This is a genomic window from Alcaligenes sp. (assembly GCF_050255915.1).
In the GTDB taxonomy this organism is placed as follows: Bacteria; Pseudomonadota; Gammaproteobacteria; order Burkholderiales; family Burkholderiaceae_B; genus Alcaligenes; species Alcaligenes aquatilis.
The window spans coordinates 317,574-330,817 of record NZ_JBFWIQ010000004.1 but is presented as its reverse complement, the minus strand read 5'-3'; the positions used below and the strand labels follow the sequence as shown (position 1 = coordinate 330,817).

The 13,244-nt window shown below is 56.3% G+C and carries 16 protein-coding genes; 7 read left to right on the top strand and 9 right to left on the bottom strand.

What is annotated here, in order from left to right:
• The 7 genes from AB7E06_RS07485 to AB7E06_RS07455 form a co-directional block, all read left to right on the top strand.
• Positions 1 to 244 (top strand): MnhB domain-containing protein (locus AB7E06_RS07485; protein WP_427956007.1); only part of this gene is annotated, 244 nt, incomplete at its 5' end.
• A complete protein-coding gene (locus tag AB7E06_RS07480) occupies positions 244 to 585 on the top strand; it encodes a Na+/H+ antiporter subunit C (protein ID WP_094196980.1) in 342 nt (113 codons plus the stop codon). The genes AB7E06_RS07485 and AB7E06_RS07480, both read left to right, overlap by 1 nt.
• A 44-nt stretch (positions 586 to 629) precedes the next feature.
• On the top strand, positions 630 to 2,216 hold the full coding sequence (locus AB7E06_RS07475; RefSeq protein WP_230018783.1) for a monovalent cation/H+ antiporter subunit D: 1,587 nt from the start codon (positions 630 to 632) through the stop codon (positions 2,214 to 2,216).
• Positions 2,216 to 2,701 carry a Na+/H+ antiporter subunit E gene (locus AB7E06_RS07470; protein ID WP_094196982.1) on the top strand — a complete coding sequence of 162 codons (486 nt, stop codon included), beginning with the start codon at positions 2,216 to 2,218 and terminating at the stop codon, positions 2,699 to 2,701. Before AB7E06_RS07475 ends, AB7E06_RS07470 begins: the two co-directional genes overlap by 1 nt.
• A complete protein-coding gene (locus AB7E06_RS07465) occupies positions 2,698 to 2,979 on the top strand; it encodes a K+/H+ antiporter subunit F (protein WP_009461751.1) in 282 nt (93 codons plus the stop codon). Before AB7E06_RS07470 ends, AB7E06_RS07465 begins: the two co-directional genes overlap by 4 nt.
• Positions 2,976 to 3,392 (top strand): monovalent cation/H(+) antiporter subunit G, encoded by a 417-nt coding sequence (gene mnhG / locus AB7E06_RS07460; protein ID WP_094196983.1) that lies wholly within the window; start codon positions 2,976 to 2,978, stop codon positions 3,390 to 3,392. The genes AB7E06_RS07465 and mnhG overlap by 4 nt, the downstream gene beginning before the upstream one ends.
• A 197-nt stretch (positions 3,393 to 3,589) precedes the next feature.
• Positions 3,590 to 3,967, top strand: a complete 378-nt coding sequence (locus tag AB7E06_RS07455) for a hypothetical protein (protein ID WP_094196984.1) — start codon at positions 3,590 to 3,592, stop codon at positions 3,965 to 3,967.
• A 106-nt stretch (positions 3,968 to 4,073) separates the two neighbouring features.
• Here the strand turns inward: AB7E06_RS07455 and AB7E06_RS07450 are convergent, their stop codons facing one another.
• From AB7E06_RS07450 to cysT, 9 genes are all read right to left on the bottom strand, one after another.
• Positions 4,074 to 5,909, bottom strand: a complete 1,836-nt coding sequence (locus tag AB7E06_RS07450) for a potassium transporter Kup (RefSeq protein ID WP_094198373.1) — start codon at positions 5,907 to 5,909, stop codon at positions 4,074 to 4,076.
• Positions 5,910 to 5,963: 54 nt separating this feature from the next.
• Positions 5,964 to 7,103 (bottom strand): sensor histidine kinase, encoded by a 1,140-nt coding sequence (locus AB7E06_RS07445; RefSeq protein ID WP_094196985.1) that lies wholly within the window; start codon positions 7,101 to 7,103, stop codon positions 5,964 to 5,966.
• Positions 7,104 to 7,142: 39 nt separating this feature from the next.
• The gene (locus tag AB7E06_RS07440) at positions 7,143 to 7,823 is read right to left on the bottom strand and encodes a response regulator (protein WP_094196986.1); all 681 of its coding nucleotides are present in this window, start codon (positions 7,821 to 7,823) and stop codon (positions 7,143 to 7,145) included.
• Positions 7,824 to 7,910: 87 nt separating this feature from the next.
• Positions 7,911 to 8,417: an ExbD/TolR family protein gene (locus AB7E06_RS07435; protein WP_094196987.1), complete on the bottom strand. Its 507-nt coding sequence runs from the start codon at positions 8,415 to 8,417 to the stop codon at positions 7,911 to 7,913.
• A 2-nt stretch (positions 8,418 to 8,419) separates the two neighbouring features.
• On the bottom strand, positions 8,420 to 9,277 hold the full coding sequence (locus AB7E06_RS07430) for a MotA/TolQ/ExbB proton channel family protein (protein ID WP_108727604.1): 858 nt from the start codon (positions 9,275 to 9,277) through the stop codon (positions 8,420 to 8,422).
• Positions 9,278 to 9,286: 9 nt separating this feature from the next.
• Positions 9,287 to 10,060 carry an energy transducer TonB gene (locus AB7E06_RS07425; protein WP_427956030.1) on the bottom strand — a complete coding sequence of 258 codons (774 nt, stop codon included), beginning with the start codon at positions 10,058 to 10,060 and terminating at the stop codon, positions 9,287 to 9,289.
• A 250-nt stretch (positions 10,061 to 10,310) separates the two neighbouring features.
• On the bottom strand, positions 10,311 to 11,408 hold the full coding sequence (locus tag AB7E06_RS07420) for a sulfate/molybdate ABC transporter ATP-binding protein (protein WP_230017883.1): 1,098 nt from the start codon (positions 11,406 to 11,408) through the stop codon (positions 10,311 to 10,313).
• Between the two features lie 18 nt (positions 11,409 to 11,426).
• Positions 11,427 to 12,314 (bottom strand): sulfate ABC transporter permease subunit CysW, encoded by an 888-nt coding sequence (gene cysW / locus AB7E06_RS07415; RefSeq protein WP_427955997.1) that lies wholly within the window; start codon positions 12,312 to 12,314, stop codon positions 11,427 to 11,429.
• On the bottom strand, positions 12,311 to 13,225 hold the full coding sequence (cysT, locus tag AB7E06_RS07410) for a sulfate ABC transporter permease subunit CysT (RefSeq protein WP_427955994.1): 915 nt from the start codon (positions 13,223 to 13,225) through the stop codon (positions 12,311 to 12,313). Before cysT ends, cysW begins: the two co-directional genes overlap by 4 nt.
• Positions 13,226 to 13,244 lie beyond the last annotated feature (19 nt).

The following is a 13,244-nucleotide window of genomic DNA, read 5'->3' as shown; positions in this document are numbered from 1 at the left end:
CTTCCGATCTTGGGCCTTTAACAAGCCCTTTCTATCGGCCCAAAGCTGGGATCTGCACCTGCCCCTGGTTGGCAATGTGCATACTTCCAGCGCACTGATTTTTGACATCGGCGTGTTCATGCTGGTGATTGGCTCCACCATCCTGATTTTGATCGCGTTGGCTCACCAGTCCCTACGTTTTTATCGCAAACTACCGTCGCTGCAATCCGCCTCGAACGCTTCATCCGGGATGGAGAACAAATAATGGAAATCGTGCTTTCAATTGCGATTGGTGTACTGGCCGGCTCAGGCGTTTGGCTCCTGCTGCGCCCACGTACTTTTCAGGTCATCATGGGACTGGCTTTAGTGTCCTACGCCGTGAACCTGTTCATCTTCAGTATGGGTAGGCTCAAAATCAGCGCCGCTCCCGTTATCAACGCCAGCAAACAGGGGGTGGACTATGCGGACCCCCTGCCCCAAGCTTTGGTGTTGACCGCAATTGTGATTGGCTTTGCCACCACCGCCCTGTTTCTGGTCGTCATTCTGGCCAATCGCGGCCTGAGCGGCACTGACCACGTTGATGGCCGCGAGGAAGACGATCTGTGAGTCTACTCAACCAACACTTGCCCGTATTGCCGGTCGCCATCCCTATGGTGGCTGCGGCCCTGATGGTGATGCTGCGCGACAAGCGCCGTCACTACAAGCTGCTGATCGCCTTTGGCTCCTTATTGGCCCAATTGTTTTGTGCCGTTTATCTATTGTTACTGGCCGATGGCACGCTGGCCCCGATCTGGCCACAATCCGTCGGAGTGTACCTGCTGGGGGATTGGCCGGCCCCCTTCGGAATCGTTCTGGTCGTGGACCGTTTGGCCGCCTTTTTGCTGGTTCTGACCAATGTGCTCGCTTTTTGCTGCTGGTTCTATTCACTGGCCCGTTGGGACCGCGTAGGGGTACATTTCCATTCCCTGTTCCAGTTGCTATTGATGGGTCTGAACGGCGCTTTCCTGACGGGTGACCTGTTCAACCTATTTGTATTTTTCGAGGTTTTGCTGGCAGCATCCTATGGTCTGATGCTGCACGGTTCGGGCGCCGCCCGCGTCAGTGCCGGACTGCACTACATCGCCGTCAACCTGATCTCCTCTTTCCTGCTGCTGATCGCCATCGCCCTGATTTACGGTGTCACTGGCACCTTGAACATGGCCGATTTAGCCCTGCGTGCCGGCTCCCTGCCCGACGCGGACCGCCTAGTGTTCGAGTCAGCCTTGGCCATCCTGGGTATCGCCTTTCTGATCAAAGCCGCCGCCTGGCCTTTGAACTTGTGGCTACCCAATGCCTACGGCAATGCCAGCGCTCCAGTCGCTGCCATGTTCGCCATCATGACCAAGGTTGGTATTTACGCACTGCTGCGCATCGGCTCCTTGCTACTTCCCACCGGAGCCCCGGCCGCCTTTGGCGTGGCCTGGATGTTCCCGGCGGGCATTGCCACTCTCACCTTTGGCGCTATCGGCGTGATGGCCGCACAACAACCCGAACGGCTGGCCAGTTATTGCATCATCGTGTCCTCAGGCACCCTGCTGGCCGCCCTGGGTATGCCAGGAGTCATTCTGACAGGCCCTGCCCTGTATTACATGCTGAGCAGCGTACTGGCTCTGGGTGCGTTTTTTCTGCTGCTGGAGCTGGTCAGCCGCACCAAGCCCTTTGGAGCCGACCTGTTGGCAGTCAGTCAGGAGGTCTTTGATCTGGACGACCCGGAATCCGAAGACCATAGCGATGATGTGGTCGGCGTGGCCATCCCCGGTGTAATGGTATTTCTTGGCATGTCCTTTATTGCCTGCGCCTTGCTGATTGTGGGCCTGCCGCCGCTATCGGGCTTTGTGGCCAAGCTGTCCTTGCTGACGGCCGCCCTGAAAGCCTCGGGTCAATCGCCAGAGCCGCTTAACGCCTGGATTCTGACAGCCGCCGTGCTGATCTCGGGCGTGGCCGGTTTGATCGCCATGGTGCGTGTGGGAATTCGTCTGTTCTGGAGCAATAGCTCCTTGACGATTCCCCGCCTGAAACTGATCGAAGCCGCCCCCATCGCCAGCATTATTATGGCTTGCGCGATCTTGAGTTGGTATGCCGGCCCCATCACGACTTACCTGGAACAGACGGCGCAACAACTGGATGAACCCCGTATTTACATCGGCTCGGTCTTGCGGCAAAACCCCGTGCGCTCTGTCCAGGCGGAGGGATTCTAATGCGACGCTATACCAAACATCTTTTCCTGCCTTTGCTGCTACTGAGTCTATGGCTGCTGCTGAACGACTCACTCTCGGCCGGTTACGTGGTGCTGGGCCTGTTCCTGGCCATCGCCCTGAGTTTGGCTGCCATTCCCTTTCGTCCAGTTAAAGCCAGTATCCGTCATCCCTTTCTGGCCCTGAAACTCATCTGCCAAGTCACGTGGGACATTGCACTGTCCAATATTGCCGTGGGCCATCTGGTGTTGAAAGGCGGCGATGCGCCCCGACCCGGTTTTTTAGCCATTCCCCTGCGAATGACCGACCCGCACGGTCTGGCAGCGCTGGCCTGCATCATTACCTATACACCAGGTACCGTCTGGTCCGGCTTTGACTATGAAACCCGCGTCCTGACCTTGCATATTCTGGATCTACAAGACGAGCAGGTCTGGTTAGATACTATTCAGAAGCGCTATCAAGAACCGCTACTGGAGATTTTCCAATGATAGACATTGTTTACTGGGCCTGTCAGTTTGCCCTGGGCTGCTTTGTCCTGGGCATGGGCTGCGCCGTCATCCGTCTACTTAAGGGTCCGTCGGCCGCCGACCGCGTACTGGCGCTGGACACCATGTACATCAACGGCATGCTGGCCTTGTTGGCCCTTGGCATCCGCTTTGACTCCACCCTGTATTTTGATATCGCCTTGCTCATTGCCCTGTTTGGTTTTGTAGGTTCGGCAGCGATGGCGAAATTCCTGCTACGCGCCGAGGTAATCGAACCATGACTACACCTTTGTTGCCCTGGTGGCTGGCCGTCCCGGTCGCCCTTTTACTAGTACTGAGCGGCATCGTGGCTCTGGTGGGGTCAGCTGGCCTGCTGCGTTTTAAGCATTTTTACTCTCGCATCCACGCCCCCACCATGGGCAATACATTAGGTACATTCTTTATGGTGCTGGCCGTAGCCATCAGCGCCAGCCACTTGATGAGCCGTCCTATCCTGCACCCGCTCATCCTGAGTGTGCTCTTGATCATTACCTCGCCGGTGACAGCCATTTTTTTGATGCGCGCCGCCATCAAGCGAGAGCATCGCCAGCGTCTAGCCAAATATGGCCCGGATGAACCGGGCTACCTGGACATGCCACATAAAGCGCCTCTACCCAAAGAATTGGCTGAACCGCCAAGCAGCGACAGGACTTGAATCAAGCCATGGGGGTTTAGAAAAGTTTTATTACCCTCACTTGCACCTGCTCCACCTATACTAGTAAGTGTTTACTGCGTATCGGGAATTGCCCCATACGCAGTCGTTTTTGGGGCTTTGCGGCCTGCTACTCATACCTGCTCGTAACAGCGCTCGCCAAGCCGGTGATTCCCTTAGCAAGTCAAGGAGTGAGATCGATGAGTCTACTTACACGCCCATCCCGAATTCTGAAAGCAAGCTTGCTCAGCTTAGGTTTGCTCTCACCCGCTGCCTGGGCTCAAACCCCGTCCCAAGACTACCAACGCGATATCCAGCGCTGTGAACAATTCACCGGTGAGCAGCGCACCACTTGCCGTCGCGAAGCTGGTGCCGCTTTGCAAGCCGCGCGTCACCACAAGCTGGACAAACGCGACCACAATATGGATGCCAATCGCCAGGCGCGTTGTCATCGTCTGCCTGCGGATCGCCAGCAAGACTGCCTGAAAGCCATGACCGGCCAGGACACAACGGTGCGCGGTAGCGTGGAAGGCGGCGGTATTTTGCGCGAGACCACGACGGTGATGCCTGCCCCGTAAGTGCACGATGCACACGGCTATCCTGGCAGGTAGTCAAACAAAAAGAATGGGCCTTGCAAGGCCCATTCTTCATTTCTGCGGGCTGTTTCTTTAGCCCATCTCCAATTTACAACTCCACCTGTATACCCATCTCCACCACACGATTAGGCGGAATCTTGAAAAAGCGGGTACTGCGGCTGGCATTGCGAGCCATGAACGCAAACAAGCGCCGACGCCAGCCCAAATACCAAGGCTGACGCGATTGAATCATCACTGTCTGGCGCGACAGGAAATAGGACGTTTGCATCGGCTCCAGATTCAGCTCTGGGTGCTCCAGGGTGATCTGCTCCAGTAATTGCGGCACATTAGGTTCCTGCTTGAAACCCCAGGAAGCGACCGCCTGCCAACTGCCACGACTGAGACGTTGCAGGGTATAACGCTCTCCAAATGGAACATAAGGGACACCGGCACTCGTCACAGTCAAGAACAAGACCTGCTCGTGCAGAACCTTATTGTGTTTCAGGTTATGCAATAGCGCCGGAGGAACAGAGTCGGGAATCGTACTCATGAATACGGCCGTACCCGGTACGCGGGTAGGCGCGTACTCCTCCAGACTCAGCAAAAACTCTTTCAGCGGCTGCTTGTTTTCCAGCAGGCGCTCGTGCAAAGCAGCGCGCCCCTGACGCCAGGTCAACATCAGGCCCAACAACACAGAGCCCACTAACAAGGGTAGCCAGCCACCCTCCAAAATCTTGAGCGCATTGGCCGAAAACAGGAGCACGTCCAGAATCAGGAAAATACCCAACAACCCCAACCAGGCCCAACGCTTGATTCCGCTGGCGCGGCGCGGCAGCAAAAGCAAGGCCAGCAAGCTGGTCATCAACATCGTCCCTGTTACCGCAAAACCGTACGCATGGGCCAGACGATCCGAGGAGCCAAAGCTCAGAACCAGAATCATCACTGCCACACACAGCAGTAAGTTCACACGCGGCAGATAAATCTGCCCCTCTTCTTTAGCCGACGTGTGTTGAATCACCATGCGTGGCCAGAATCCAAGCTGAACTGCCTGACGGGTAACAGAGAACGCGCCGGAAATCACGGATTGGGACGCAATCACCGTTGCGACCGTGGCCAGCATGACCATCGGTACCAAAGCCCAGTTGGGAGCCAGAAAAAAGAAGGGATTACGAATCGCCGTCGGGTCAGAAATCAGCAAAGCACCTTGACCGAAATAGCACAGGACCAGGCAAGGCATCACGATCATGAACCATGCTTTGCGTATCAATGGACGACCAAAGTGTCCCATATCGGCATACAAGGCCTCGGCACCGGTCAAGGCCAGTACCAGCGCCCCCAGCAGCAAAAAGGTTTGCCAGGGTGCCTCAGCAACAAAGGCCACGGCCCAACGCGGATCCAAAGCCAGCAACACTTGCGGGTGCTCAATAACACGCCACAGCCCCAGCCCACCCAACACCAGAAACCAGGTCAACATAATGGGGCCGAACAGCTTGCCCATGGTTCCCGTACCGCGCGACTGAATCAAGAACAAGGCCAGCAAGACCCCCAGCGCCAGAGGCACTATCCAGGGATCCAGCACATGGGACACCATACCTATGCCCTCCAGCGCAGACATGACAGAAATGGCTGGCGTAATAATACTGTCCCCGTAAAACAAAGCCGCGCCAATCAGCCCCAGCACCACAATGATCTGACGACGCGGCCCTTGAATGCCACGTGCAGCCAACTCCATCAGTGCCAGCGTACCGCCCTCCCCTTTATTATCCAGGCGCAACACTACCGTGACGTACTTGATGGAGACCACCACCGTCAACAGCCAGAACAACAAAGACAACACTCCATAGACCTGTTCGGCGCCGGGCTGTCCATAAGGACTCAGGGCCACTTTCATGGTGTAGAGCGGGCTGGTTCCAATATCGCCATACACTACGCCTAACGCGCCCATTAACAAGGCGGCTTGCGCCGCTTTCTTGGGGTTTTCTGTTGCTGTGTTCAAGGCTTAATTTCCAATCAAAGTATCGTGCCGGGTCAGACGCGCACCAATACGCGGACCGGGAAAAACAATGGTGATGCGAGTACCCGGAAAATCAGGACGACTCATCAAGCTCCACCAGGCGCCATGTGCACGGGCAATTTCCTGCACAATAGCCAAGCCCAAACCAGAGCCCCCCGCCTGCGTGCCAGGGGAACGGTAAAAAGCCTCAAATACGCGCTGCTGCTCGCTGGCCTCGATACCCGGCCCGTGATCCTCCACCGACAAAGAAGGCGGATTACTGGCCACCCGCAAAACAATGCGGTCTGTACCTAGCCCATAGCGCAAGGCGTTATCCATCAAATTCGACAACAGCTCACGCAATAATATGGGGGCAGCATCAATCCAGACCGGTTTTTCAGGCGCCAGCAAATGGATTTCCACACCATGCTGGCGAGCCTGCAAGAACCAGTCACCGCCTTCTTCACGCACCCATTCGCACAAATCCAGACGCACAAAACTGTCCTTGATATTGCTATCTGCATCGGTGCGCGCCAGCACCAGCAACTGCTGACCTAGGCGAATCATGCGGTCCGACACGCTTTTGATGCGCTCGGCTCGTTGGCGAATGTCCTCTGGCAACGGTCGTGCCAGCATCAGCTCAGACTCCAGCTGCAAACCGGTCAAAGGGGTACGCAACTGATGCGCCGCATGACCAATAAAGCGTTTTTGCGCCTGCAGGGTATCACGCTGGCGTTCCAGCAACTCGTTAAAGTGCTCCACCAACGGCACCACTTCGGCGGGCAAAGCACTGGCATCCAGGCGCTCGAAGTCATCATCGGACCGATTGCGGATCTGTTGTGATAAATCATCAATAGAAGCCAGTTGCGAGCGAATCCCCGACAACAACACCCAGGCAATCAGACTGACCAGCAATACCTGGCTAAGCGCCATGGTCCAGAAGATATCGCGCAGCAGCCAATCTTCCAGGCTCATGCGTCGCGTCAGTATCCAGGTAACACTCAAGTCGAGCACCACCAGAATGGAGATCGGGGGAAACAGACGGCCCATCAATTTACGGGCCAAAGAACCGGGGGCAAGAAAGCGCTCCAGCCAGCCTCGCAACAAGGAGGTTTTTACCGCTGGAGAAAGATGCTGATCGGGCATGGTTGACCTAGATTTTCAGACAGCAGGCACGGGCTGCCGTTATGCTCCGGCCACGCTCTCCACATCGAGCAAATAACCAAAGCCGCGCACAGTCTGTATAACCGCCCCGGTGCCCTCCAGGCGCTTGCGCAAGCGATACACGTAGACCTCGACCGCATTGTCGCTGAAATCGGCGTCCCAGGCAGACAGTGAGTTGATAATTTGCTGCTTGGTGACCACACGGCCCGCGCGCATCATCAACATTTCCAGTACGGATAACTCCCGCACCGACAAAGTGACGCGTTGACCCGCACAGCGCAACTCGCGGCCAATGGTATCAAAGCTCAAGGGACCGACATCGATAATAGGCTGTACCTGGCCACTACGCCGACGGCCAAACACACGTACTCGGGCGGCCAGCTCAGACAGGTCAAAGGGCTTGATCAGGTAGTCGTCCGCACCAGCGTCCAGACCACCGACGCGATCATCCACGCCATCACGCGCAGTCAGAATCAGAACGGGAATGGCATTGCCTTGCCGACGCAATTGGCGCAGCACCTCCAGGCCACTGATACCGGGCAAGTTCAAGTCCAGAAGCAGAAGGTCATAGACCTGGGCAGTCAGCTCCTTCAAGGCACTTTCGCCTTCCTGGAGCCAGTCAACAGCGTAGCCCTGGTCGTTGAGAAATTCCTGCAGTGCGGCGCCCAGTATGGCGTCGTCTTCGATAACTAGTACACGCATTCGGGAGATTTTATTACGAAACTGGCCCCTCGCGTTGCAGATGCAAAGCGAGGGGCCAGAAAAAACAACACGAACCAGAACCCAGAATTACGGAGCAGACGCAGGCTCGGCTTCCTGCTGGGTAGCGGCGCCATCCTTGGCTTGACCGTCTTGACCGTCTTGACCAGCAGCCTTGGTCGTGGGGCCTGGACGAGTGATGAAACCCAGACGGGTCAGACCGGACGCCTTGGAGCGGCTCATCACCTGGGCCAGTGTTTCATAGCGCGTATCGGTATCAGCACGGATACGCAGTTCAGGCTGAGGCTCATCCTTGGAGTAGGGAGCCAGCGTGGCAGTCAAGTCCTCCATCGCCACAGGCTGCTCATTCACGAAGATCTGCCCTTCAGCGTCAATGGCCAGATCAATCGTCTTGGGATCTTGCTGAACCGGCTCGGATGTGGCCTGGGGCAGCTGAATCTTGATCGAGTGCGACAGCAGCGGAGCGGTGATCAGAAAAATCACCAGCAGAACCAGCATGACGTCGATCAGGGGCACCATATTGATTTCGGACAGCGCAGAGCCCGAATTGCGATTGTCAAAGCTGCCAAAAGCCATGATTAGTGCTCCCGCTTGGCAGCCGCTGCCGCGCTTGATGTCGCACCGCCACCCGAGCTAGGGACGCGGCGCAAAACAGGTTGGTTGTCCTGCACGGGTTGGCCTGTGGTCAGGAATGTAAACAAATCGTGGGCAAAGGCGTCCAGTTGGGACAAGTAAACGCGGTTGGTACGCACAAAGGCGTTGTAGGCCAACACGGCGGGAATCGCCACGGCCAGACCCAGCCCCGTCATCACCAGCGCTTCACCCACAGGACCAGCAATCTTGTTCAGGGTCACGCCATCGGACAGACCAATATTGATCAGTGCGTGGTACACCCCCCAGACCGTACCGAACAAACCCACAAACGGGGCGGTGGAACCGACCGAAGCCAGCAGCGTCAGGCCGTTTTCCAGCTTGGCGGTTTCTTCGTCCATGACTTTACGCATGATGCGCGAGACAAAGGCATCGGTAGAACCCTTCTCTTCCAGACGCATAGCGCCATATTTCACATGATGTTTTTGAGCGTGGATGGCGTGACTGGCCAAATGGCTGAACGGATCGCGGGCACCGTGAGTGGCGATTTCGTTTTCAACCTGCTCCAGGGAGCTGGCGGACCAGAACTCGCGCATGAAACCTTGCGAGCGACGCTTCAGACGGAAGGACAGTACGCCCTTGACGATGATCAGGTACCAACTGGCAACCGACATCAAGGCCAAGATCACGAACAAAGTCTTGCCAACCACATCACTTTGCTGGATAAAGTGCAGCACCCCGGTCGCTTCCTCAGCAGCAGCAACACTGGCGGCAGCCTGATCGGCAACAGGCCCTGCAACTTGTGCCAGGCTTACCCATACGCTTTGAAATAGTTCCTGCATCATTGATATATCCTAGTAAACAAAGTCGAAAGGAATATCGGCCATGGCACGATAGGCCACACCATTTTCCGTATACGGTTTGAAACGCGCTGTGCGTACCGCCTTCAATGCTGACTCATCCAGACGCTCATAGCCTGAAGAGCTTTGCACCTTGGCCTCCAGCACGGTTCCTTGGGTTGAAATCACTACACGAACCACCACGCGGCCCTGTTCACGACGGCGTTCCGACGCCCTTGGATACACAGGCACAGGACGGCGCCCCAAATAATCCACACGACCGATCAGCTTGGGTCGGTCCCCATCGGTAGAGCGGGCAGCGGTTTGGGAGGTGTTGTCCGTTGCCGGGCCTGCTTGAGCGGCCGGCGCTGCTGGTTGAGCAGGCTGCGGTGTTTCTGCCGGTGGGACCTCAGGCTTGGGCTGTGGCTTGGGCTTGGGTTTCGGCTTGGGTTTCGGTTTGGGCTTGGGCGGCTCGGGAATGGGTGGTTTTTCCACGATAGGCTCTGGCTCAGGCTCCGGCTCAACAACGGGTTCGGGCTCAGGCTCGGGATCGGGTTCCACCTCGGGTTCAGGTTCAGGCTCAGGCTCAGCCACCACCTCCTCAGGGGGGGCGCTGACCTGCTCTTGCTGAACCGGGGACTCCGACACTTCCACCAGGGTCACACCGACAACATCCATCGGGGCGGGCTCGCCCACAATCTTGGGGGTTTCCGTCCACAAGATGGTAGCCACGACACCCACGTGCAATCCCAGCGCTAATACCAACCCAGTTGCCTTCAAGGCCAGCATCGAGCGATTATTCTTTTGAGAAGCAATTCCGGTCATAATCCGTTCTACACATTCTGCAACCCGCATGGACCATGACGGGACCGGACAGGATGCCCAGTGAAGTATCGAATCTTAACAGAAACAGGAATGATTCTCAATACTGAATCTCTATAATATTTTCTGCAGACAACCCGCCTCACAAAAACCTTCCAGATACTAACGCAGACAGGCTGCCCTAAGGGCAGCCTGTTTGTGAATAATTTGCAAAAAATCAGGACAAACGCACTTCAGCCTCAGGCTCGATAGGAAAAGCGCTGAACTTGCGCGGCAAGGCCAAGGCCCGTTCACCAGGTCGCAAGCCCAGCTGCGACCAGCGCTGATGATCAAACTCAGCTTCCCAGGCTCGCTCCCCCTCGTTCAAGGCCAACTCAACCCGCACCGTCGCGCCCAGAGGAATAATGCGCTGCACGGCTACGACGATACCCTGACCATCCAATTGACGCTGCAAATCCAGATCGTGCGGACGTACATATCCGACAGCCTCGCCCTGCCCTGTAGCCTGACCATTCAAAGCCTGATTGGACTCGAATTGCCCCAACTGAGGATCAGCGACAAAGCGTCCGTGCTCGAACTGACCCGGCAAGCGATTCGCTGCCCCCAGAAACTCATACACAAAGGGACTGGCCGGATGGTTATAGACATCCTGCGGAGCACCTTCCTGCTCAACCCGACCTTTGTTCAACACCACGATACGGTCCGCCACTTCAATGGCCTCTTCCTGATCGTGCGTCACAAACAAGGTGCTGATATGCAGATCGTCATGCAAACGGCGCAACCAGGAGCGCAACTCTTTGCGCACCTTGGCATCCAAAGCACCAAAGGGCTCGTCCAGCAGCAAGACACCCGGCTCTACGGCCAAGGCACGTGCCAGAGCAATACGCTGTCGTTGGCCACCTGACAAGGCCGCTGGATAGCGATCGGCCAGCCAGTCCAGTTGCACCAGTTCCAATAGTTCATGCACACGCTGACGAATCTGGGCTTCGGGCAAACGCTGCTTACGCGGTTTGATACGCAGACCGAAGGCAACATTTTCAAACACCGTCATATGACGGAACAAGGCATAGTGCTGGAACACAAAACCCACCTGGCGATCACGCGTGCCCACGGCGGCTACATCCTTGCCGTTGATCAGCACCTGACCCGCATCCGCATGTTCCAGGCCAGCCACGATACGCAGCAAGGTTGTCTTGCCGCAGCCAGAAGGCCCCAGCAAGGCCACCAGCTCGCCCGCTGGAAAATCCAATGTCACATCACCCAGTGCGGTAAACGCACCAAACTGTTTAGATAGATGACGAACTTCGATACTCATAATGAACTCCGAATGCGATCATCCGTGATGACCGTCTTGAACCATTTTGCGCTCGGCCCACAATTTAAGCGCCAACGTCAGTAAAGCCAAGACTGCCAACACCGAAGCCGCCGCAAACGCGCCCACCGTGTGATAGTCGTTGTACTCAATCTCTACATGCAAAGGCAGCGTGTTGGTCTGGCCCCGTATATGGCCCGACAGCACCGACACCGCCCCAAATTCGCCCATGGCACGGGCATTGCATAGAATCACGCCATACAGCAGTCCCCACTTGATCTTGGGCAGCGTTACCCGCCAGAACATCTGTCTGCCATTGGCCCCCAGCACCCGCGCAGCCTGTTCTTCCTCACTGCCCTGCATTTGCATCAGTGGAATCAACTCACGCGCCACGAAGGGACAAGTGACAAACAAAGTCGCCAGGACCAAACCGGGCAAAGCAAAGACGATACGAATGTTGTTGGCATCCAGCCAGTCCCAAAACGGGCCCTGTCGACCAAAAATCAGCAAGAACATCAAACCGGCAATTACGGGCGATACCGAAAATGGCAAGTCGATCAAGGTGGTCAACAGGCTTTTGCCACGAAACTCAAAACGAGCAATGGCCCAAGACGCCGCCAAGCCAAATGCAATATTCAACGGCACCGCAATCACGGCAACCAGAACCGTCAGGCTGGCCGCATGCCAGGTATCGCTCTGGCTCAAGGCGGACAGATACGGCATGATGCCCCGGCTAAAGGCCGTCATGAACACCAGGATCAAAGGCAGCAGCAAGAACAGCACAAAAAACAGCAAGGCAATGCCAATCAGTATGGCTTTGACGGCCGGGCCTTCATCCTGTGCCGCCCGCAACCGTGCCGTCTGTACCGGCACCGCCTGCACAGCGGTGTCTATTGTCAGGCTGCTCATCGTGCGCCCTCCAAAGATAAAGGCGCTGCTACCTTTGCCGCTTTAGCACTGGCCTGACCTGAGTGACGCAACTGCAAATACCACTGCAAACGGTTGATCGCCAACAGAATGATGAAGGACAACACCATCATCAGGACAGCCAAGGCCGAAGCTCCCGCATAGTCAAACTGCTCCAGCTTGATCACGATAAGCAAAGGCGTAATTTCCGAGACCATAGGGACGTTACCAGCAATGAAAATCACCGAACCGTACTCACCCACCGCACGAGCAAAAGCCAGGGCCACGCCCGTCAAGCAGGCAGGCAAAATGGCGGGCAAAATGACCTTGGTGACCGTCTGGAAGCGATCCGCCCCCAAACACGCACTAACCTCTTCCTGTTCCTGCTCCAGTTCTTCAAGAACCGGCTGCACGGTACGCACAACAAAAGGCAGGCCAATAAACACCAGGGCGATCAGTACCCCCCAAGGGGTAAACGCAATCTGCCCTACATAAGGTTCAGCCCAGGAACCGATCCAGCCGGTAGGCGCATAAATAGCGGCCAGTGAAATACCGGCTACCGACGTGGGCAGGGCAAAGGGAAGATCAATCAAAGCATCCACGATGCGGCGTCCAGGAAAACGGTATCGCACCAGAACCCAAGCCAGAATCAAGCCGAACACACCATTGATCAACGCCGCCAACGCGGCCATGCCAAAGGTCAATTTCAAAGAAGCCAAGACACGCGCGGCACTAATGGTTTCCAAAAACGCCGACCAGCCCATAGAGGTGGTCTTGAGCACAACAGCAGACAAGGGAATCAGGACAATCAGGCTCAAATAGCTGATGGATAAACCCATCGTCAGCCCAAAGCCTGGTAAAGCCCGCTGCTTGCGCACAGCGGGCAAAAATCCCCACAGACGAGCCTGTAACATCGGACGGTCCTCGGTGATA

What these genes read in the sequence shown, in the direction of transcription:
- cysT (WP_427955994.1), bottom strand. Translation starts at nt 13,225, where the DNA reads ATGTTACAGGCTCGTCTGTGGGGATTTTTGCCCGCTGTGCGCAAGCAG.
- AB7E06_RS07455 (WP_094196984.1), top strand. Translation starts at nt 3,590, where the DNA reads ATGAGTCTACTTACACGCCCATCCCGAATTCTGAAAGCAAGCTTGCTC.
- AB7E06_RS07420 (WP_230017883.1), bottom strand. Translation starts at nt 11,408, where the DNA reads ATGAGTATCGAAGTTCGTCATCTATCTAAACAGTTTGGTGCGTTTACC.
- mnhG (WP_094196983.1), top strand. Translation starts at nt 2,976, where the DNA reads ATGACTACACCTTTGTTGCCCTGGTGGCTGGCCGTCCCGGTCGCCCTT.
- AB7E06_RS07450 (WP_094198373.1), bottom strand. Translation starts at nt 5,909, where the DNA reads ATGGGCGCGTTAGGCGTAGTGTATGGCGATATTGGAACCAGCCCGCTC.
- AB7E06_RS07445 (WP_094196985.1), bottom strand. Translation starts at nt 7,103, where the DNA reads ATGCCCGATCAGCATCTTTCTCCAGCGGTAAAAACCTCCTTGTTGCGA.
- AB7E06_RS07480 (WP_094196980.1), top strand. Translation starts at nt 244, where the DNA reads ATGGAAATCGTGCTTTCAATTGCGATTGGTGTACTGGCCGGCTCAGGC.
- AB7E06_RS07440 (WP_094196986.1), bottom strand. Translation starts at nt 7,823, where the DNA reads ATGCGTGTACTAGTTATCGAAGACGACGCCATACTGGGCGCCGCACTG.
- AB7E06_RS07470 (WP_094196982.1), top strand. Translation starts at nt 2,216, where the DNA reads ATGCGACGCTATACCAAACATCTTTTCCTGCCTTTGCTGCTACTGAGT.
- AB7E06_RS07475 (WP_230018783.1), top strand. Translation starts at nt 630, where the DNA reads ATGGTGGCTGCGGCCCTGATGGTGATGCTGCGCGACAAGCGCCGTCAC.
- AB7E06_RS07425 (WP_427956030.1), bottom strand. Translation starts at nt 10,060, where the DNA reads ATGCTGGCCTTGAAGGCAACTGGGTTGGTATTAGCGCTGGGATTGCAC.
- AB7E06_RS07430 (WP_108727604.1), bottom strand. Translation starts at nt 9,277, where the DNA reads ATGATGCAGGAACTATTTCAAAGCGTATGGGTAAGCCTGGCACAAGTT.
- cysW (WP_427955997.1), bottom strand. Translation starts at nt 12,314, where the DNA reads ATGAGCAGCCTGACAATAGACACCGCTGTGCAGGCGGTGCCGGTACAG.
- AB7E06_RS07465 (WP_009461751.1), top strand. Translation starts at nt 2,698, where the DNA reads ATGATAGACATTGTTTACTGGGCCTGTCAGTTTGCCCTGGGCTGCTTT.
- AB7E06_RS07435 (WP_094196987.1), bottom strand. Translation starts at nt 8,417, where the DNA reads ATGGCTTTTGGCAGCTTTGACAATCGCAATTCGGGCTCTGCGCTGTCC.